The organism is Nonomuraea sp. NPDC049152, assembly GCF_040648355.1.
In the GTDB taxonomy this organism is placed as follows: Bacteria; Actinomycetota; Actinomycetes; order Streptosporangiales; family Streptosporangiaceae; genus Nonomuraea.
Window position 1 is genome coordinate 192,537 of the sequence record NZ_JBEZDO010000011.1, and the last position, 18,735, is coordinate 211,271.

Consider the following 18,735-nt stretch of genomic DNA (forward strand, 5'->3'; position numbering starts at 1 on the left):
CTCCTGCCGGTCCTGGTGCCCGGGAGCTGGGGTCCTTTCGGTGGTGGGTGGGGTTCAAGGCACGTTACGGGTCGGTGCGGCGGAGGGCTTGGCCGATGTCGCCGACGCGGTCAGCCAGCAAGCCGATGGCGCCGACCGCGCGGGTCATCGGGTCGTCTGCGGCGCCGCCCAGCGCCTTGGTCCGCAGGTAAGCCGTCTTGATGTCGGCCCACCTCGCCGCCTGCTCACGGCTGAGCCGCCCGCGCAGTTCGGCCAGCTTGAGCAGGTTCGCCTCCGCTCCGGTGGTGAGGGTCTGCGCCTCGCCCAGGTAGTGGTCGTCGATCACCTGCTCCAGCTCCGCGTCGTTCATCACGGGCACGATGCGTTCGGCCAGCTTGTTCATGTTGCGGTAGGAGCCCTGCAGCCGGAACGGCGGCTCGGTCCGCGAGTCGTCGGACTGGGCGGCCGAGGCGATGTAGGCCTGGTTGTTGGCCAGCACCACCTCCTGCACTCTGACCAGCTTGCGCAGCACGCTGAGGATCTGGTCGAGCTCGACCTTGGTGTACGGGTGGCCGAGCTGGTCGGTGCGCACACCCTCCTCCCCGCGCGCGATGCGGACCAGTAGCTCGACGTCGCCCCTGTCGCGGGTGGACAGCGGGGCGAGGACCGGGTTGGAGGTGAGCGCGTTGTCGATGTAGCTGAGCGCGAACAGGTCGTCCTTGCCGGACAGCACGTCGCCGAGGTTCCAGACGTCGGCGCGGTTGGCGAGCATGTCGGGGATGCGGAAGCGTTGCCCCGACTCGGTGTACGGGTTGCCCGCCATGCACACGGCGAACCGCTTGCCGCGCAGGTCGTAGGTGCGGGTGCGGCCGTTCCACACGCCCTCGATGCGCCGCTGGGCGTCGCACAGCGAGATGAACTTCTGCAGCAGCTCGGGCGAGGTGTGCTGGATGTCGTCGAGGTAGAGCAGGGTGTTGTTGCCCGACTCCAGGGCGAAGGAGATCTTCTCGACCTCCTGCCTGGCGGTGGCGTCGGGCGCGTCGGCGGGGTCGAGCGAGGTGACCTCGTGGCCGAGCGCGGGCCCGTTGACCTTGACGAAGAGCAGCCCGAGGCGGCTGGCGACGTACTCCATGAGGGTCGTCTTGCCGTAGCCGGGAGGTGAGATGAGCAGCAGCAGGCCCATCTGGTCGGTGCGCTTGCCCTCGCCCGCCGCGCCGAGCTGTTTGGCGAGGTTGTCGCCGATCAGCGGCAGGTAGACCTCGTCGAGCAGCCGGTTGCGGACGAAGGCGCTCATGACCTTGGGCTTGTACTCCTCCAGCCTGAGCCGGTCGCGCTCCTGGGCGACGAGCTCGCCGCGGCGCTTCTGGTAGGCACGGTAGGCGGGGACGCGCTCGGTGCGGAACGCGCGCGTCCTGGCCAGCGTCTCGTCGAGGCGCAGCGTGAGGGCCCGGTCGGTGATCCGCGCGTGGGTGCCGAGCAGGCCGTCGACGGTGGCGGTGAGCGTGGCGCTGGAGTCGTGTCGCGGCAGCTCGCACAGCTGTACGGCCAGCGCCTCGGGAAGCTCGTCGGACCGGTCGAACGCGCTCAGCCACGCCCCTGCGAGCTGGATGCGGTCGGGCAGCGCGAGCGCCCGCAGGTCCTCCTCGAACTCGCGGGTGCGGGCGGGCCCGAGCGCCCGCCGGAACCGGTCGAGGATGTTCCTGGCCGCGGCACTGGTGACGAAGCCCTCGGGCTTGCCCGCGAGCTCCTCGACGAGGTATTCGCCGGCGAGCGCCACCACGGCGGGGTCCGCGCCGAACGCCTGCGGGGCGAGGAAGGCGGAGACGGCGGTGGAGAGCTCCGCCGCGAGCGCGTCGAGCGCCTCGATCTGGCCGAAGGCGTCACGAGCCCGCACCAGCGATGCGGCCCGGGTGGCCAATGTTTTACGTGAAACATCCTGGAGACCGAATGTCCAATAGAGCTGCGCGGCGGCGCGCGCCGCAGGAGGGTAGCGCAGCAGGCCCGCCCCCTCCTGGAGCCGCTGCAGCGCGGCGAGGATCGCGGTCGCGTCGTGGTCGTGGACGCCCCGCTCGTAGCCCTCGTCGTAACGCTCGTCCGCGGCCAGCCGTACCAGGGCCGCGAGGTCGGCGCCGGCCGGTACGGTCGGCAGCAGTGAGGCGGCCAGGTGCTCGGCCCTGTAGACGTCCGGCGTCTCGGAGACCAGCAGCTGGGACCAGAAGGGCCGGGTCTCGGCGAAGGAGTCGGGGGCGGGGGAGCGGTAGTCGGTGCCGGTGATCGAGAAGTGCATGGCGCCGTCGTGGGGCACCAGGGTCAGGTCGATCGGCTGGGTGTTGACGGCGAAGGCGTGGCGGCCGAGCCTGAGCGTCTCGCCGTCGGCGGAGAACAGGTCGAGGCGGTCGCGCAGCGCCCTGCCCGCCTCCTGCTGGGCGGCCTTGACCCGGCTGTCGAGCTCCTCGGCGCGCACGGAGGCGCCGAGGGCGCGCAGCTCGCCGGCGGACGAGCGGAGCTTGGCGACCATGGGGTCGGTCGCGAAGTAGGTGTTGATCTCGTCGAGGGAGGCCAGCGTCGACACGCGGCGGGTCACGCTGGCGAGGATGCGGTCGGTGGAGGCGGCGATGCGGTCGGCGCGCCTGGCCCTCTCGTCGAGCTGGGTCTGCTTGCGCGCCGAGAAGGCCTCGTAGACGTCTTCGCGCTTGGCCGTGAGCTGGGCGGCGAAGTCGTCGAACTCGCCGAAGCGCGACTCCAGCGTTTCGAGCTGGAGCATGAGGCGGCCGAGCTGTTCGTCGCAGCGTTCGGGGGTGTCGGCCATCGCCAGCGCCCCCGTGACGGCCTGGCCGAGCAGGGCGAACTCGGCGGCGAACGCGGCCCTGCCCTCCGCGGCGAGCAGCTGCCTGCGGCGGCCCTCGAGGACGGCGCGGGCGCGGTTGACCCCGCCGAGGACCTCGCCGATGCGTTCGAGGATGGAGGTGCGGACCGTGGCGTCGGCGATGTCGAGCGAGCCGACCACCTCGGTGACGACCTCGAGCCCCTCGGCCTGGGCGACGAGCCGCTCGGCGACGGGAGCCGCGGCGGAGACGGTGGCGATGTCGGCCGCGTCGGCCTCCAGCTGGGCGACGGCCGCGTGGTAGCCGGTGAACGCGTCGGCGCCCTCGAGGAACGACACCGCCCGCCTGCCCACCGACGTCAGCTCGTCGGCCATCGTGGCGGCGAGGGAGTCGAGGGCGGCCAGGTCGATGTAGCGGACCTCGCGCAGCGTCACCAGCCTGCCCTGGGCGCGGCGCAGGTCGGCCAGGCGGGAGACCCAGGCGTCGGCGGAGGTCGGCGACTCGCCGCGGGCCTGCCGTACCAAGGCCGTGGTGTCGGCGTTGGCGGTCTCCAGCGTGGCGGTGGCCTGGCGGGTGAGCTGGGCGACGTTCTCGTACTCGTCGAGGACCTGCTCGGCGGTGGCGCGGACGTCGCCGAGCGGGCCGCGAAGCCCCTGGTCGCCCAGCCAGTGGTAGTGGTCGAAGGCCCTGGTGCAGGCGGCGATCAGCGCCTCGAAGGTCGCCTCGGAGGGCGCCATCTCCTCGACCATGCGGGCCACCGACAGGCAGTCGGAGATGCCGCGCACCAGCTCGGCGTTGCCGATGCGCTCCAGCGGCCCGGTGCCCGTGGGCTGGGCGGCGGCGTAGGTGTCGGAGACGTACGGCGTCTGCCACACCTGCATCGGGTGGACGCGCGTCGGCTCCTCGGAGGTCGCCCTGAAGACCACCAGCGTGCCGTCGTCGAACAGGGAGTAGCCGTGGCACGGGAGCGGGGTGGCGACCTCCTTCCTGATCACGTTGTACGGCAGCAGCAGCGACCTGCCGTCGGCCCGCGCGTGGAAGACGTAGAGCACGTCCTCACCGTTGGGCGAGCGGATCACCCGCTCGAACTCCAGGTCGGCCACCTGGGTGTCGAAGGTCTTGGACACCCCTGTGGACAGGTAGTAGCCGCCGGGGAAGATGATGCCCTGGTCCTCGGGCAGCCGCTGGCAGGCGAGCGCGATGCCGTCGAGCCTGGTGACGGACTTGGTGCGGGTGTTGAAGACCAGGTGCCGCCACTCGGTCTCCTTGTACGGCTTGACGCGCAGCAGGATGAGCGGACCGATCCTGGCGTGGTCGACCTCGGCGTCGGCCAGCGACTGCAGCGGTTCGGCGACCGGCTCCTGATAGATGCCCTCGCCCGACTCCGTGTTGTTCTCGATCTTGATGGTGAGGTCGCCGCCGACCGTCTCGACGAACACCTCGTCGTAGATCGAGATGTGCGGGTGCCTGCCGAGCACGTGGTCGTCGCGCGTGGTCGGTGTCCACTCGAAGTCGTGCGAGGGCGGGAAGACGTGGTCGCGCTCGCCTCGGTTGTCCTGGTAGGAGGTCTCCCCGTGGATGTCGACGGCCCATCGCAGGACCCGCAGGTCGGTCGGCCCCGTCTGGAAGACGGCCAGCAGCTTGCCCTCCAGCCGACGCAGCTGGAGGAGCCTGGTCTCCTTGTAGTAGCGGTACAACTCCGCGAAGTCCTTCCGGAACGCCGGGTCGCTGAGCGCGCCCAACTGTTCCGCATCGAACCTGAACGCGTCGGCGTCGCGGCTGAACCTGTGGACGGAGAACACGTCGTCCACAGCCGTCTCCGGCTTCAGGCCGATGAACACGTTGTAGCCGAAGAGCATCAGGTCGCCGACCGAGACGATGTCGCGGGGGACGCAGTTGTTCTCCGTGCGGATCCGCTCGGTGCCGATCAGCCGGAGCTCGGCGCCGCCGAAGACCTTCAGCCGCTCCTGGTTGACCGCCTCCGCCGCCCGGGCCAGCTCCTTGGCCTGACCGGACAGCCGGTTGCGCAGCACCTCGTAGGTACCGGCCTCCAACAAGGCCGCACCCGACGAAGGCGAGGCCGCACCCGACGAAGGCGAGGCCGCACCCGACGAAGGCGAGGCCGCACCCGACGAAGGCGAAGCCGTACCCGACGAGGGCGAGGCCGTACCAGGAGAAAGCGGACCGGGGCCGCCGGAACCGGCGGCCCCCTCGTGGGCGGTCGTCACGTCAGCCCTTCACCGCTGTGAGCGCGGCCACCGACGACTCGGCCACGCCGAGCCTGCGCGCGTTCTCCAGGAGCTCGTGCAGCTTCGCCGTCTCGGGCCCGCCGTGCGAGATGAGCTGCATGAGCAGCGCCGACACCGACAGGTTCTTCACGTCCTCGGTGCTGATCCCGCCGACCAGCCTGGCCAGGTCGTCGGTCAGGCTCGCCGAACCGTTCAGGTACGGCTCGGCCAGCGTCCTGGTCACCGACGAGTGCTCGACGAACCCGTCGACGACCTTCGCCGCGGTGATCGACCCGACGACCCTGTCGAAGAACATGCTGTCGCCGCCGACGATGTCGATGTTGGCCTTGGACAGCCCCGCCGCCACGACGGTCGCCTGCGACTCGGCGACCTGCCGCTGCACGTCGATGTGCTTGAGCCTGATCTCCTTGTCGGCCTCGAGGCGAAGGCGGTACTCCTCGTGCGTCCTGGTCGCCTCGTCCATGGCGGCCATCGCCTTGGCCTTCTCGATCAGGCCCTCCGCCTCGGCCTTGAGCCGGTCGCCGGTGACCAGCGCCATCGCCTGCTCGCCCTCGGCCTGCGCCTTGAGCCGCTCGCCCTCGACCAGCGCCATCGCCTTGGCGCCCTCGGCCTCGGCCTTCAGCTTCTCGGCGGTCGCCATGGCCTCGGCGCGGCCGACCTTCTCGATGGCGTCGGCGTCGCGCTCCCGCACCTGGACGTCGGCCAGGCCCTTGGCCGCGGCCTCCGCCTGAAGGCCCTCGGCCAGCCTGATCTTGGCGCGCGCGTCCAGCTCGGCCGCCTGCTGCCTGGCCTCGGCGAGCGTGAGCTCCTCGCGCGCCTTGTGCCTGGCCGCCGCCTCGGCCGCCTCCGCGGCCTTGATGTCCTTGACCAGGCTCTCCTGGGCCTCGGCCTCGGCCTGGATGATCGTGGTCTGGCGCAGCCGCTCGGCCTCCTCGACGGCGCGCAGCTTCTTGATGTTCTCTTCCTGCTCGGCGACCGTCTTCTCCACCACGATCCGCTCGCGCACGACCTCGGCGATCGACCGCTTCTCGGTCTCGACCTCCTTGTCCTTGGCGATGCGCGACAGCTCGGTCTCCCGCTCGCGCGAGATGACCTCCAGCATGCGGTCCTTCTCGATCCGCTCGCTCTCGATGGCGATGACCCGCTCGCGGTTCTTCTCGGCGACGGCGATCTCGCGGTTGCGGTTCTCGGTCTGGACGCCGAGCTGCTCGTCGGTCTTGATGTGCGCGGCCTGCGCCTTGAGCCGCTCCTCGGCCTGCACGCGGGCGATCTCGGCCTCCTCGCGCGCCTTCATCGTCTCGATCTCGCGCCTCTGCTTGATCTCCGCGTCCGCCTGGCGGCGCTTCAGCTCGAGGATGGCCTCGGCGGCGTCGACGTTCTGGCGGGTGATCTCCTTCTCCTCGCTGCGCCTGAACTCGTTGGTCCGCACGTTCTCGTTGGCGGTCAGCTCGGTGATCTTGCGGATGCCCTGGGCGTCGAGGATGTTGGCGGGGTCGAGCTTGGCCATCGGCGTCTGCTCCAGGTAGTCGATCGCCGCGTCCTCCAGGCTGTAGCCGTTGAGATCGGTGCCGATGACCTGGATGATCTGGTCGCGGAACTCGTCGCGCTTGGTGTAGAGGTCGACGAAGTCGAGCTGCTTGCCGACGGTCTTGAGCGCCTCGGAGAACTTCGCGTTGAACAGCGCCTGGAGAGTGGTCTCGTCGCTGGCCCGCTCGGTGCCGATGGCCTGCGCCACCTTGATGACGTCCTCGACGGTCTTGTTCACCCTCACGAAGAACGTGATGCGGATGTCGGCCCTGATGTTGTCGCGGCAGATCAGCCCTTCGGCTCCGGTTCGCGCGATCTCGATGGTCTTCACCGAGATGTCCATGACCTCGGCCTTGTGCAGGACAGGTAAGACGACGGCGCCGGTGAAGGTCACGTCGACCCTGCGGACCTTGGAGACGATGAGCGCCTTGCCCTGTTCGACCTTTCTGAACAGCCGGCTGATCGCGAAGAGCAGCCCGATGACGACGATCACGATGACGGCCAGCAGAATGCCGAAACCGGTTGAGATGACACTCATGAGTGGTCCTCCATGACGTAGAAGAACTCGCCCTCTGCGTCGTAGTCGAAGATCAACGCGGTCTGGCCGCGGATGAGCAGGTCGCCGCCTGTGGTCCTGACCTGGACGACGGCCGACGAGCCGTCGGAGGCGGTGACCTCGGCCTGGCCGAAGGTCGCGTCGGCCCTGCCGGTGCGCACCACGCACCGCCGGCCGACGAAGTCGTGGCGGGAGGGCTCCTTCCCGTCGGGAAAGAGCCTGCGCATGGGGATGATCAGTAGTTTCGTGCCCGCCCATCCGGTCGCCAGCGCCGCGGCGAGCACCAGCGGCCCGCCGCCGAGGAGTACCACTCCTGCCAGGCTCACGAACCACGAAAGGGCGACGAACAGCGAGAAGGAGACGGTCGCGGGGATGCCGCCGAGGCCGAGCGGGAGCTGCACGCCGTCGAGGTCGACGTCACCGCCCACGAACATGACCACGAGCCAGTAGCCGACGACCACGACAAGTAGGAAGCTGAAGAGCACGGCTGGGAAGGCCAGCGCGGCGTCGACGAATGCGGGCATCGGCTCCCTCGGATAAAAGCCCCCGTAATGGGGCGAATATATCCGTGGGTGGGTTGCAGATCGCTTGAAAAACGCTTAATGCCCCGGTACGGCCAGCCCCGTCTCGTAGGCGACGATGACCGCCTGCACCCTGTCGCGCAGGCCGAGTTTGGTGAGCACGTTGCTCACGTGCGTCTTCACGGTGTGCTCGCTGAGGACCATCTCCGCGGCGATCTCGGCGTTCGACAGCCCGCGGGCGATCAGCGCGAGCGTCTCCTGCTCCCTGGTCGTGAGGACGGCGAGCCGCTCCGCCGACACCGCCGCCGCCGCGGGGCGGGAGGTGAACTCGGCGATCAGGCGGCTGGTGACGGTGGGCGCGAGGAGGGATTCCCCCGCGGCGACCACCCGGACCGCGTTGACCAGGTCGTCCCTGCGCACGTCCTTCAGCAGGAACCCGCTCGCGCCCGCCCGCAGGGCGTCGTAGACGTAGTCGTCGAGGTCGAAGGTGGTGAGCATGAGGACCTTGGTCTCCCGCCCCACCAGCCTGGCCGCCTCGATGCCGTCCATTCTGGGCATGCGGATGTCGAGCAGCAGGACGTCGGGCCGGTGCTCGCGGACCAGCGCGACGGCCTCGATGCCGTCGCTCGCCTCGGCCACCACGTCGATGTCGGGCTGGGCGTCGAGGATCATGCTGAACCCGCCGCGCACGAGCTCCTGGTCGTCGGCGACCACCACCCTGATGCTCATCGGTTCACTCCTTGATTCACGTGTTGATTCACGGGCCGCGCTCGGGGGTGAGCGGGAGCCGTACCGAGACCTGGAATCCCGGGGCATCCGTGCGCGGGCCCGCGGTCGCGGTGCCACCGCAGGCGGCGGCGCGCTCGCGGATGCCGATGAGGCCGTTGCCGCCCGAGGGCAGCGCCAGGCCGGAGCCCGCGCCGTCGTCGGTGACCTCGATCGACAGGGCGTCGTCGGTCCAGCGGAGGACGAGGTCGGCGCGGGAGGCCCCGGCGTGCTTGACGACGTTGGTGATCGACTCCTGCGCGATCCGGTACACCGCCACCTCGAGGTCTGGCTGCAGGGCGCGGGCCGTGCCGTACACGTGGAGGGAGACCGGCAGCGGCACCTGGGACACCAGCGAGGAGAGGTCGGCGATCGTGGGCTGCGGAGCGCGCGGACCTTCCTCCTCCTTGAGCACGCCGAGCATGCGGCGCAGCTGGACCATCGCGTCGCGTCCCGCGGTGGCGATGGCGTCGAAGGCGGCCTCCGCGCGGGCCGGGTTGCTCCTGACCACCACCGGGCCGGCCTCGGCCTGGACGACCATCAGGCTGACCGCGTGCGCGAGGATGTCGTGCATGTCGCGGGCGATCCTGGCCCTTTCGAGCTCGGCGGCGCGCTCGGCCTCCAATTCCCGCTCCCTTTCCAGCTGTACGGCACGCTCCTCCAGCGCGGCGGCGTACGCCCGTGACGTGGCGGTGGCCCTGCCGACGGCGTAGGCGGCGACGGCGCCCACGGTGCCGCGCACGGCGGTCTCCGACGAGCCGACCAGCAGCAGACCGCCGCCCACCGTGATGAGCAGGACCGCCACCCTCTGCCAGCCGCGCGCGTAGGCGGCGACGGTGTACATGCTGATCAGGCTGGCGTACCAGACCGGCTGGGCGGGGACCGAGTCGACCAGGTCGTAGAGGGAGAGCGCGCCGACCGTCGCCAGCATGCTCGTCACGGGAGCCTTCCGCCGCCAGATCAGCGGAAGCACGGACGCGACCACGACCACGTAGCCCCACCAGTGCCATGGCTCACCCGACCATCGCTCCCCGCCGAGGAACGGCCAGAGCTGGATGATCAGCACCAGGGCGGTCAGCGCGAGGTCCACCTGCAGCGGTGGGAGCGCGCGGAAGCGCTCCTTGAGGTGGGCGATTTGCGGCAGATCCGACACAGCGTCCAATCTTCCTCCTTTCTGAGGATGCTCCATGCCATGGTCGGCGACCGGGCGGGGGCCGCGGATCGCCGGTGGGAGCGGTCTGTGCTCGCTCTCAAGAGGGATCCGACGTGCCCGGGATTGACCTCAAGTTCGGTTGAGGTCGCAGAGTGGGGTGACTGACACGAGGAGTTGATCGAGATGAAGGCAGCCGCGTTCGCGACCCCAGGTGGGCCCGACGTACTTCAGGTGATGGAGATCGAGACCCCGCAGGCGGGTCCCGGCCAGGTGAGGGTGCGGGTCAAGGCGGCGGGTGTGCAGCCGTACGACGCGGCCGTGCGCGCCGGATGGACGCCGCCAGGCGTGACGGGCGAACTGCCGCGCATCCCGGGCAACGAGTTCGCGGGCGTGGTCGACCAGGTGGGCTCGGACGTCACGGGGTTCGCCGAGGGCGACGAGGTGCTCGGCTTCTCCCAGTTGAACAGCTACGCCGAGTACATCGTGGTCGGCGCCGACCAGGTGGCGCCCAAGCCCGCTGGGGTGCCGTGGGCGGTGGCAGGCAGCCTGACGGCCGGGGTGCAGACGGCGGAGCTCTCCCTGATCGCGATCGGGCTGAAGGAGGGCGAGACGCTGCTGGTGCACGGGGCGTCGGGCTCCGTGGGGACGGCGGCGGTGCAGATCGCCCGCAGGCTCGGCGCCAGGGTGATCGGGACCGGCAGGGAGGAGAACCACGACTACCTTCGCTCGCTCGGTGCGATCCCTGTCACCTACGGCGACGGGCTGGCCGACAGGGTCAGGGCGCTCGGCCAGGTGGACGCGGTGCTCGACGGAGCGGGAGGACACGCACTCGAGGTGTCGCTCGACCTGGTGAAGGACCCCGCGAGGATCGTCACGCTGGTGGAGCACGGCAGGGCGGCCGAGCTGGGGGTGCGGCTGGTCCAGGCGGGCCGTACGGCCGAGCGGCTCGGCAGGTACGCGGAGCTGATCGCCAAGGGCGGGTTCACGTGGCTGGTCCGCCGCACGTTCCCCCTCGAGCGTGCCGCCGACGCGCACAGGGAGATCGAGACCGGCCACGGAAGGGGCAAGCTCGTCATCGAAATCCCCTGACCCCGCGCCGTCTTCCCGGCCGCGACCTCGCGCCCGCCGTCCCCACACCTGGACCTCAGCCCCGCACTGAGGTCCCGGGACGGTGGGCCTGACTGCGGGCTGGGGTCCCTCAGAGGGAGTCGTTCGGCGCCGAGGCAGGGTCCGGCGTCGGTTGGCGGGATCTTAGCGATAGGCGGCTTTCCCGCCACTGTCTCGGGTGCCGACCCGCGGGCCACCATGGGTGCGTACCAACCGGTCAGAGAAGGGAAGCCCCCGATGTCCGCTGTCACCTCCACCCCCGCCGCCGACAACGCCGTCGCGCTCGCGCACTTCGCGGCGCGGCTCGCGTTCGAGACCGACGTGTCCGACGTCGCGGCCGACCTCGCCGACCGGGTCCCCGGCGTCGTGGTGATCGACTCGCGGAGTCTGGAGAGCTGGAACCAGGGCCACATCGAGGGCGCCGTCCACCTGCCGACCGCCGAGATCGCCGCCAGGGCAGCCGGCCTGGTGCCCGCGGACGTGACCGTGGTGACCTACTGCTGGGGCCCGGGGTGCAACGGCGCCACCAGGGCCGCGCTGGAGTTCGCCAAGCTCGGCTACCGGGTGAAGGAGATGCTCGGCGGCTTCGAGTACTGGGCGCGTGAGGGCTTCCCCGTCGAGACCGCCGGCGGCGTGACCAGGAACCCCATCGACCCGCTCACCGCCCCCGTGTCCGGGATCGCCTGCGCCTGCTGAGCTCCGCGGAGCCAGGGCCGGGTTGGCGCCCCCGGCTGGAACACGGCGGCCGGGGGCGATCATGTTCTACCCTCGTCCGGCGTGCGTCAATCACCGAGATCACGTGCCCGCTGGCTGAAGCGCCCCACCTTGGCGCGATTGCCGCAGCTCTCCATGGAGCACCACCTTCGTCTGCCGGTCAGCGGCTCAGCAGGGCCTCTACGATGGCGATCTCGTCCTGGTTGATCCTGGCCTCGCCGTCCTTCAGGGACCACAGCCCGTTCTGCAGCAGGCGGCCGAGCGTCCACCCGATCGCCCGCTCCCGATCCAGCCCCAGGCCCTCGACCATCAGGTCGAACCGCCTGAGCGCCGTCCCGCGTACGTCCGTGGACGGCCAGCGGTTGCGCAGCGCGGGCATCAGCTCGAACCCGGGGTCGCCCACCAGTGGCTTGGGGTCGATGGCCAGCCACGGCTCGCGCGCCGCGGCCAGCACGTTGCTGAAGTGCAGGTCCCAGTGGAGCAGCCGGTCGCCGGGCTCGCCGACCAGCTCCCGCACCGCGGCCGCGCGCCATCGCCTCCGGCATGTTGGAGGATGCGCCCGGCCTGAGGGTCCGCATCCCCTCGGGCCCGGGGTGGGCGATCAGGCGGGCGAGCAGGTCGGTGAGGATGCGCAGCGCCTGCTCCACGTCGGGCATGTCGTCGAGCGAGCAGGACGAGCGACACCACTCCGTGCATCACCGCGCCGTCGGGGTGCAGGTCCCAGCGGTCGAGGAAGTGTTCGGCCAGGCCCGGCAGGTCGGCCGTCCAGGCGGCTCCCGCGTCGTCGGCGTACTTCAGGTGGTGAGCCGCCAGCTCCTCGGGGACCTCGATCATCAGAAGTGCCAGGGGAAAGGCGACCAGTCGGGCTCGCGCTTCTCCAGGAAGGAGTCGCGGCCCTCGGCGGCCTCGTCGGTCATGTAGGCGAGGCGGGTCGCCTCTCCCGCGAAGACCTGCTGGCCGACCAGTCCGTCGTCGATGAGGTTGAAGGAGTACTTCAGCATCCGCTGCGCAGTGGGCGACTTGCCGTTGATCTTCCGTGCCCATTCGAGCGCGGTGGACTCCAGCTCCTCGTGCGGGACGACCGCGTTGACCATGCCCATCCTGTGGGCGTCGGCCGCGGTGTAGGTGTCGCCGAGGAAGAAGATCTCGCGGGCGAACTTCTGGCCCACCTGGCGGGCCAGGTAGGCCGAGCCGAAGCCGCCGTCGAAGCTGGCCACGTCGGCGTCGGTCTGCTTGAAGCGCGCGTGCTCGGCGCTGGCGAGCGTGAGGTCGGACACGACGTGGAGGCTGTGCCCGCCGCCGGCCGCCCACCCGGGGACCACGCAGATGACGATCTTCGGCATGAAGCGGATGAGTCGCTGCACCTCGAGGATGTGCAGGCGGCCCGTCGAGGGGGTGCCGTCGGCGTACTGGTAGCCGTCCTTGCCCCTGATCCGCTGGTCACCACCCGAGCAGAAGGCCCAGCCGCCGTCCTTGGGCGAGGGTCCGTTGCCGGTGAGCAGCACGCAGCCCACGTCGGTGGTCTGCCTGGCGTGGTCGAACGCGCGGTAGAGCTCGTCGACGGTCTGCGGCCTGAAGGCGTTGCGCACCTCGGGCCGGTTGAAGGCGATGCGGACGGTGCCCTGGTCGACGGCTCGGTGGTAGGTGATGTCGGTGAAGTCGAAACCCTCGAGGACCTGCCAGGCCTTGGGGTCGAACAGCTCGGAGACCATGGTTCAAGAGCCTAACGGATCTGTTGCTCGGCCCATTCGGCCCATTCCCGCTGGGTCGTGGTGAAGCGCAGGCCCCACTCCAGCACGATCCTGCCGTAGACCGACAGGTTGTCGTCGCCCTCCTCGACCGCCGCCCTGATGCCCTCCAGCGCCTCGTGCCGCGAAGTGGCGACGGCGCCCTGCTCGCGCAGGTAGTCGCGAGCTTCGCCGGGGGAGAGCTGCCCTAGGAAGAAGACGCGGAGCAGCAGGTCGCTGCGGGCGGCGTGGAGCGGCGGGACCTCGGTCATCCAGTGACGCAGTTCGGCCGTGCCCTCCTCGGTGATGGCGTACTCCTTGCGCCCGCGCGGTCCCTCGGCGGTGACCGTGATCAGGCCGGAGTCGGCCAGCTTGCCGAGCTCGCCGTAGAGCTGGCTCTGTGTGGCGGGCCAGACGTTGGCCAGAGAGACGTCGAACAGCTTCATCAGGTCGGGCCAACACCCATGTCATCCACCACGCGGGCAAGATCCTGGCCCTGGTCGAGGCCGGCCTGCCGTACGAGATGACGAGCGAGCTGGGCACGGTCGGCCCCCGCGACTTCGGCGGCCGGCTGACCACCGGGATGACCGCGCACCCCAAGGAGTTGGACGGCGAACTGCACTTCTTCGGCTACGGCGTCGTGCCGCCCTACCTCACCTACCACCGCCTGGACGCGGCGGGCGAGCTGGTGGAGAGCAGGGCGGTCGAGGTGCCTGGGCCGACGATGATGCACGACTTCACGGTCACCGAGCACTACGTGATCTGGCTGGACCTGCCTGTCGTGTTCGACATGGAACGGCTCGGCAAGGGCATGCCGTTCAGCTGGAGCGACGCCTACGGCGCCCGCCTCGGCGTGATGGACAGGGCCGGCGTGACCCGCTGGTTCGACGTGGACCCCTGCTACGTCTTCCACGTCGGCAACGCCCGCGAGGACGCGCAGGGGCGTGTCGTGCTCGACGGCGTCCGCTACTCGCGCGACTACTTCAACCGCACGTGGAAGGTGATCGGCGGCTCGACCGACCCGACCCCGCAGGCGGGCGCGGCCGTCCTGCACCGATGGACGCTCGACCTCGACGGCGCGGTGAAGGAGGAGCAGCTGGACGACCGCAGCGTGGAGTTCCCCACGTTCAACGAGGACCGCCTCGGCCGCGCCAGCCGCTACCTCTACGCGGTCACCGGCGGCGAGGTGGTCAAGTACGACACCGAACGCGGCACCAGCACGATCACGCCGGTCGACGGGCACGCGGGTGAGGCGGTCTTCGTGCCGAGGGCCGGCGCCCGTGCCGAGGACGAGGGCTGGCTGATGTCCATCGTGGACGACAGGCTCCTCGTCCATGAGGCCACCGACCTGCACGAGGTCGCCTCCGTACGGCTACCGCGCCGCGTCCCCGCCGGGTTCCACGGCAGCTGGATCGCCGACTAGCCCACCGCCCGGCCCTCGGCCCTCAGCTCCGCCAGCAACTCCCCCTGGTCGGCGAGCATGTCCGTGAGGATGCGCCGCGCGTCGATGAGCAGATGGGCCACGTCTGGGCTGGAGAGTTCGTAGACGACGGTCGCCCCGTCGCGGGTGGCGCTCACTATCCCGGCTCTGCGGAGGACTGCCAGCTGCTGGGAGAGGCTCGAGGCCTCGACTTCGATCTCGTTGAGCAGATCGCGGACCGGTCTGGGACCCTGCCTGAGGAGTTCTAGCACCTGGATGCGCACGGGATGCCCGAGCGTGCGGAAGAAATCTGCCTTGGCCTGGTACAGCGGAACGGGCATGCAACTATCGTAATATAGCGAGTTGCACAATTCTTCAACTTGATAGGATGATGGCGGGCATCGAGGGAGTGGAGCCATGGGGCGAGGCAGAGCCAAGGCGAAGCAGACGAAGGTCGCTCGCGAGCTGAAGTACACCAACCACCAGATCGACTACGAGCGCCTGCGCGAAGAACTCGGCGCCGACTCGTCGAGGGACGAAACGGGGACCACGGAACCGTCGCGTGACTCCGCGACGTCCTCCGGGTGACCTTTATCACGGTATGACGGGCGATCAGCGGGGCATTGACCTGGCGTGATCGCCCGAAACGGGCAGATGGTCGCCGCGCTGGCCGTCACCCAGACCGCAGGCTACGGCGTGCTTTACTACGCCTTCTCGGTCTTTCTCCAGCCGATGCGGGTGGAGTTGCGGGCGAGCATCACCCAGGTGGCGGGCGCGCTGACGCTCGCCGTCCTGGTGTCGGGCCTGGTCGCGCCGCTGGTCGGGCGGATGCTCGACGCCAGGGGCGGCAGGGCGTTGATGACGGTCGGCTCGCTGCTGGGTGCGCTCGCGCTGCTGGCCTGGTCGCGGGTCGGGTCGCTGGTCCAGCTCTACTTGGTGCTCGCGGCCGTCGGCCTGTCGTCGGCGATGGTCCTCTACGAGGCCGCGTTCGCCGTGGTCGTGGCCTGGTACGACACCGCCCGCAGGGCGCGGGCGCTGCTGGCGGTCACGATCGTGGCGGGGTTCGCCTCCAGCGTCTTCATGCCGTTGACGGGCCTGCTCGTCGATCGGTACGGCTGGCGGTCCGCCCTGGTGGTGCTCGGCCTCGGCTACGGCCTGGTCGCCGTCCCCCTGCACTGGCTGACGCTGCGCGACAGGACCTCGGTGGCGCCCGAGCCCGGCTACGTCAGGGGCGCGCTGCGCGAACGGCCCTTCTGGCTGCTGGCCGCCGCGTTCCTGAGCCAGACCGGCGCGGTCGCGGTCATCGGCGTCCTGCTGGTGACGTACCTGATCGTGCTCGGTCATTCCGCGCTGTTCGCCGCCACCGTCGCGGGGCTGCTCGGCGTGCTGTCGGTCACGGGCCGCCTGGTCACCACCGGGCTGCAGGCCCGCTGGCCGACCGCGCTCGTCGCCGCCGCCGTGTTCGCGCTGCAGGGTGTCGCCGCGGCGCTGCTTCCCCTGGTCGGTCATACGGTGGCGGGCGCGATCGGCGCCGTCACCCTGTTCGGCCTGGGCTTCGGCGTCGGCACCCTGGCGCGCCCCGCGCTGCTGGCCGACCGCTACGACACGGCCGTCTACGCCACGCTCAGCGGCGCGCTGGCGCTGCCCATCACCGTCTCCAAGGCGGTGGCTCCCCTGGTGGCCGCCGCTGGGGCACAGGTCTTCGGGTATCCCGCGGTGATGGCGGGGGTGTGCGCCGCCTGCCTGGCCGGCGCGACCTGCCTGGTCGGCTACGAGCGCGTGGCGTGAAACGCGGGTCGGCTACGAGCGCGTGGCGTGAAACGCGGGTCGGCTACGAGCGCGTGGTGTCAACGCCGGTCGGCTACGAGCGCGTGGTGTCAACGCCGGTCGGCTACGAGCGCGTGGCGGGCACGCGGTCCCCGCTCTCGATGCGCTTCGCCGTACGGTCGGCGGTGGCCGCGGCCCACGCGCTGGTGGTGAGGCCGCCGACGACCAGCACCGTGGCCCCGCAGCCCGCGATGATCCACCAGGCGGTGTTGCCGCTGGCCGAGGCAGGGCCCGTGGCGGCGATCACCGAGCCGATGACCGCGACTCCCAGCGATATGCCGATCTGGCGGCTGGTCGAGGTGATGGCCGCGGCGACTCCCGCCTGCTCACGCGGCATGCCGGACACCGCGGTGTTCGTGATCGGCGCGTTGACCAGCCCGAAGCCCATCCCGAACAGGACGTAGGCGGTGAACATCAGCGGGTCGGACCGCCAGGCGCCGAACCCGGCGAACAGCACCCCGCTGGCCGCCATGGCCAGGCCCGCCAGCATCGTCGGCAGCCTGGGGCCCCGGCTGCCGACGATCCGCCCCGACACCGGCGCGAAGACCAGCGTCATCGAGGCCATGGGAAGCATGTAGAGACCCGCGTGGAGCGCGTCCAGGCCGCGCACCTCCTGCAGGTAGAGCGTGTTGATGAACAGGAACCCGCCCAGCGCCGCGAACGCGCTGACAGCGAGCACGGTCGCCCCGCTGAACGGCGCGCTGCGGAAGAAGCGCACGTCGATGAGCGGCTCGACCCTGCGCGGCTCGTAGATCAGCAGCCCCACCAGCGAGAGCGCCGCCAGAGCGAAACAGCCGAGGATGAGCGGCGAGGACCAGCCCTTCGCCGGCGCCTCGATGATGCCGAACGTCAGCGAGCCCAGCAGCGCGATCACCAGGAGCTGACCGACCGGGTCGAACCTGCGCGCCCTCGGCGCCTTGGACTCGGGCACGAACAGCGTGGTCAGGATCAGGGCGGCGATGCCGAGCGGCAGGTTGAGCCAGAAGATGGAGCGCCAGCCGAGCGTGTCCACCAGCAGCCCGCCCGCCAACGGCCCCGCCGCCATGCTGATGCCCACCACGCCGCCCCAGACGCCGATGGCCCTGGCCCGCTCGCGCGGGTCGGTGAAGACGTTGGTGATGATCGACATCGCCACCGGGTTCAGCATCGACCCGCCCACGGCCTGGATCATCCTGAAGACGACCAGCCACCCCATGCCGGGCGCGAGGCTGCACAGCACCGAGCCCAGCGTGAAGAGCAGCAGGCCGATCTGGAACACCCTGCGGCGGCCGTACCTGTCGGCGGTGGAGCCCGACAGCATGAGCAGCGAGGCCAGCACGAGGGTGTAGGCGTCGATCGTCCACTGCAGGGCGGAGATGGGAGCGTCGAACTCCCGCCGCATGGACGGCAGCGCCACATTGAGGACCGTACTGTCGAGGCTGACGATCAGCAGGCTCATGCAGCAGATCGCCAGCACCAGCATCCTGCGGCGATAGGTCACCTCTGCACAGTAACCGTGTGCCTCAGGATGGCCTCGGCCAGGGTCTCGTGCACCTGCGGCGCGAGCATGTGACCCATGCCCTCCACCATCAGCAGCTCCGCCCCCGGGATGGCCTCGGCGATGAGCGCGCCGTGGCCCGGCTTGGCGGGCTCGTGCGTGCCCTCGATGACCAGCGTGGGCGCCTTCACCGTGTGGAGCACGCCCACGGGTTCGAAGGCCATGTCGGCCGCCGCCGCGAGCCGGTGGTTGGCGAGGGCGGACAGGTCGAGGGCCCGCTCGTGGAGCCGCTCGGCCTGGCGGCGCTCCTCGTCCTCGTCGAACGGGAGCCCGCCGCCGGAGAGCACCCTGGCCTCGGCGAGCTGGAAGTCGATCTGCTCCCGCCTGGTCGCGGGCGGGGGAGCGGTGATCATCTTCCGGTAGAACTCCACGAACGCGGGCGTGGGAGGAGGCAGGCTGCCCTCCGGCTGCTCCTCGCCCATGAGGGCGCGCATGATGGTCATCCCCTCCTGCCTGCCCAGGGGCGAGGAGCCGATCGCCGTCAGCGTCGTCACCCGCTCGGGATGCTCGACGGCGATCCACTGGGCGAGCACGCCGCCGGCCGAGTGGCCGACGAGGTGCGCCGACTCGATGCCGTGGGCGTCGAGCACGGCCAGCGCGTCGTTCTTGATGTCGTGCCAGGTGTAGGGGTCGGTCGCGAAGTCGATCGTCTGGGAACGGCCGGTGTCGCGGTGGTCGTAGCGGATCACCCTGCGCCCTCCCGCCGCCAGGCGGCCGACGAACGCGTCGGGCCAGCTCGCGGGGCCCTGTGACATGGAGCCTGCGATGAGCAGGACGGGCGGGTGGGCGGTGTCGCCGAACTCTTCGATGCAGAGCGTGTTTTGCATT

General features: G+C 70.4%; 17 protein-coding genes. 5 read left to right on the forward strand and 12 right to left on the reverse strand.

The features are described from left to right. Positions 1 to 64: 64 nt before the first annotated feature. From AB0B45_RS21915 to AB0B45_RS21935, 5 genes are all read right to left on the reverse strand, one after another. The gene (locus AB0B45_RS21915; RefSeq protein WP_358133152.1) at positions 65 to 4,861 is read right to left on the reverse strand and encodes a DNA repair ATPase; all 4,797 of its coding nucleotides are present in this window, start codon (positions 4,859 to 4,861) and stop codon (positions 65 to 67) included. A gap of 172 nt (positions 4,862 to 5,033) precedes the next feature. Continuing rightward, the gene (locus tag AB0B45_RS21920; protein WP_358133154.1) at positions 5,034 to 7,118 is read right to left on the reverse strand and encodes an SPFH domain-containing protein; all 2,085 of its coding nucleotides are present in this window, start codon (positions 7,116 to 7,118) and stop codon (positions 5,034 to 5,036) included. After that, positions 7,115 to 7,660 carry a hypothetical protein gene (locus AB0B45_RS21925; protein ID WP_358133156.1) on the reverse strand — a complete coding sequence of 182 codons (546 nt, stop codon included), beginning with the start codon at positions 7,658 to 7,660 and terminating at the stop codon, positions 7,115 to 7,117. Before AB0B45_RS21925 ends, AB0B45_RS21920 begins: the two co-directional genes overlap by 4 nt. Positions 7,661 to 7,735: 75 nt before the next feature. Then, entirely contained in the window at positions 7,736 to 8,386 is a 651-nt protein-coding gene (locus AB0B45_RS21930; protein ID WP_358133158.1) for a response regulator transcription factor, read from the reverse strand. A 28-nt stretch (positions 8,387 to 8,414) separates the two neighbouring features. Next, complete coding sequence (locus tag AB0B45_RS21935; protein WP_358133352.1) at positions 8,415 to 9,575, reverse strand: histidine kinase; 1,161 nt, start codon at positions 9,573 to 9,575, stop codon at positions 8,415 to 8,417. A gap of 234 nt (positions 9,576 to 9,809) precedes the next feature. On the opposite strand from AB0B45_RS21935, the gene AB0B45_RS21940 reads away from it, so the two are divergent. Then, the gene (locus tag AB0B45_RS21940; protein WP_358133161.1) at positions 9,810 to 10,664 is read left to right on the forward strand and encodes an NADP-dependent oxidoreductase; all 855 of its coding nucleotides are present in this window, start codon (positions 9,810 to 9,812) and stop codon (positions 10,662 to 10,664) included. Between the two features lie 255 nt (positions 10,665 to 10,919). Further along, a complete protein-coding gene (locus tag AB0B45_RS21945; protein ID WP_358133164.1) occupies positions 10,920 to 11,378 on the forward strand; it encodes a rhodanese-like domain-containing protein in 459 nt (152 codons plus the stop codon). An 86-nt stretch (positions 11,379 to 11,464) separates the two neighbouring features. On the opposite strand, the gene AB0B45_RS21950 is transcribed toward AB0B45_RS21945, so the two are convergent. The 4 genes from AB0B45_RS21950 to AB0B45_RS21965 all read right to left on the reverse strand — a co-directional run bounded on the left by AB0B45_RS21950 (position 11,465) and on the right by AB0B45_RS21965 (position 13,569). Further along, positions 11,465 to 11,632 carry a CGNR zinc finger domain-containing protein gene (locus AB0B45_RS21950; RefSeq protein ID WP_358133167.1) on the reverse strand — a complete coding sequence of 56 codons (168 nt, stop codon included), beginning with the start codon at positions 11,630 to 11,632 and terminating at the stop codon, positions 11,465 to 11,467. Then, complete coding sequence (locus tag AB0B45_RS21955) at positions 11,557 to 11,913, reverse strand: aminoglycoside phosphotransferase family protein (RefSeq protein WP_358133170.1); 357 nt, start codon at positions 11,911 to 11,913, stop codon at positions 11,557 to 11,559. The genes AB0B45_RS21950 and AB0B45_RS21955 overlap by 76 nt, the downstream gene beginning before the upstream one ends. A 316-nt stretch (positions 11,914 to 12,229) precedes the next feature. Beyond that, entirely contained in the window at positions 12,230 to 13,108 is an 879-nt protein-coding gene (locus AB0B45_RS21960) for a 1,4-dihydroxy-2-naphthoyl-CoA synthase (protein ID WP_358133173.1), read from the reverse strand. An 11-nt stretch (positions 13,109 to 13,119) separates the two neighbouring features. Beyond that, the gene (locus tag AB0B45_RS21965) at positions 13,120 to 13,569 is read right to left on the reverse strand and encodes a PadR family transcriptional regulator (RefSeq protein ID WP_358133175.1); all 450 of its coding nucleotides are present in this window, start codon (positions 13,567 to 13,569) and stop codon (positions 13,120 to 13,122) included. Here AB0B45_RS21965 and AB0B45_RS21970 point away from each other — a divergent pair. After that, positions 13,524 to 14,546 (forward strand): carotenoid oxygenase family protein, encoded by a 1,023-nt coding sequence (locus AB0B45_RS21970; protein WP_358133178.1) that lies wholly within the window; start codon positions 13,524 to 13,526, stop codon positions 14,544 to 14,546. The genes AB0B45_RS21965 and AB0B45_RS21970 overlap by 46 nt on opposite strands. Here AB0B45_RS21970 and AB0B45_RS21975 read toward each other — a convergent pair. After that, on the reverse strand, positions 14,543 to 14,884 hold the full coding sequence (locus AB0B45_RS21975; protein ID WP_358133180.1) for a metalloregulator ArsR/SmtB family transcription factor: 342 nt from the start codon (positions 14,882 to 14,884) through the stop codon (positions 14,543 to 14,545). The genes AB0B45_RS21970 and AB0B45_RS21975 overlap by 4 nt on opposite strands. Before the next feature lie 76 nt (positions 14,885 to 14,960). Here AB0B45_RS21975 and AB0B45_RS21980 point away from each other — a divergent pair, with 76 nt between their 5' ends. Then, positions 14,961 to 15,131: a DUF3073 domain-containing protein gene (locus AB0B45_RS21980; protein WP_358133182.1), complete on the forward strand. Its 171-nt coding sequence runs from the start codon at positions 14,961 to 14,963 to the stop codon at positions 15,129 to 15,131. Between the two features lie 45 nt (positions 15,132 to 15,176). Next, on the forward strand, positions 15,177 to 16,331 hold the full coding sequence (locus AB0B45_RS21985) for an MFS transporter (RefSeq protein ID WP_358133185.1): 1,155 nt from the start codon (positions 15,177 to 15,179) through the stop codon (positions 16,329 to 16,331). Between the two features lie 103 nt (positions 16,332 to 16,434). On the opposite strand, the gene AB0B45_RS21990 is transcribed toward AB0B45_RS21985, so the two are convergent. Both AB0B45_RS21990 and AB0B45_RS21995 read right to left on the reverse strand, forming a co-directional pair. After that, entirely contained in the window at positions 16,435 to 17,850 is a 1,416-nt protein-coding gene (locus AB0B45_RS21990; RefSeq protein ID WP_358133188.1) for an MFS transporter, read from the reverse strand. After that, positions 17,847 to 18,734: an alpha/beta fold hydrolase gene (locus tag AB0B45_RS21995; RefSeq protein WP_358133191.1), complete on the reverse strand. Its 888-nt coding sequence runs from the start codon at positions 18,732 to 18,734 to the stop codon at positions 17,847 to 17,849. The genes AB0B45_RS21990 and AB0B45_RS21995 overlap by 4 nt, the downstream gene beginning before the upstream one ends. Position 18,735 lies beyond the last annotated feature (1 nt).